Here is a 629-nt window from a genome sequence, read left to right on the forward strand (position 1 = left end):
GGACCATCCGGCTCTCTGCCGGCAACGGCCTGACACTCGCATCGAACGCAGTGCTCGATGCCCACGGCACGGTGCTACAGACCGATAGCTACGGCCAGCCGATCGAGGCCAAGAATCGCGGTCACATCGAGCTGACCGCCGCCGGCGGCGCGCTCACGCTGTCGCCCGGCGCGACGATGAATCTCACCGCGCCGAACGGCGTCGCCTATGGCGACGTGGTGCTGAATGCCCAGCGCACCGGCGAGACCTCCGGCGATATCGCGATCAACGCCGCGGGTCCGCTCAACATCAAGGGCGCCTATAGCATCGCGCTCAACGCCTTCTGGACCTACAATCTGCCTGACGGCAGCACCATCACCCAGGCCACGCTTGACGGCTACGACGTAGCCAGCACGACCTTCATCAGCGCGGCACTCGGCAATACGGGATTGTCGGCGCGCGTTGCAGGGCTGTCGGCCTACGGCAGTGCCTACCATCTGCGGCCGGGCGTGCAGATCACCTCGAGCGGCAATCTGTCGACCTCGGGCGATATCGACCTCGCGAAGTATCGTTACGGCGCCAATGCCGACCGCGACCCGAACTCGGCGACCTATGGTGCGGGCGAGCCAATGGCTCTCGTGATCCGCGCC

The 629-nt window shown here is 66.1% G+C and carries 1 protein-coding gene; it reads left to right on the plus strand.

Annotation, left to right across the window (positions count from 1 at the left end; genetic code table 11):
* Positions 1-629: DUF2190 family protein (locus tag VP06_RS37610; protein WP_048468137.1), on the plus strand; the 629-nt coding region annotated here is incomplete at both ends.

This window comes from Methylobacterium aquaticum, assembly GCF_001043915.1.
In the GTDB taxonomy this organism is placed as follows: Bacteria; Pseudomonadota; Alphaproteobacteria; order Rhizobiales; family Beijerinckiaceae; genus Methylobacterium; species Methylobacterium aquaticum.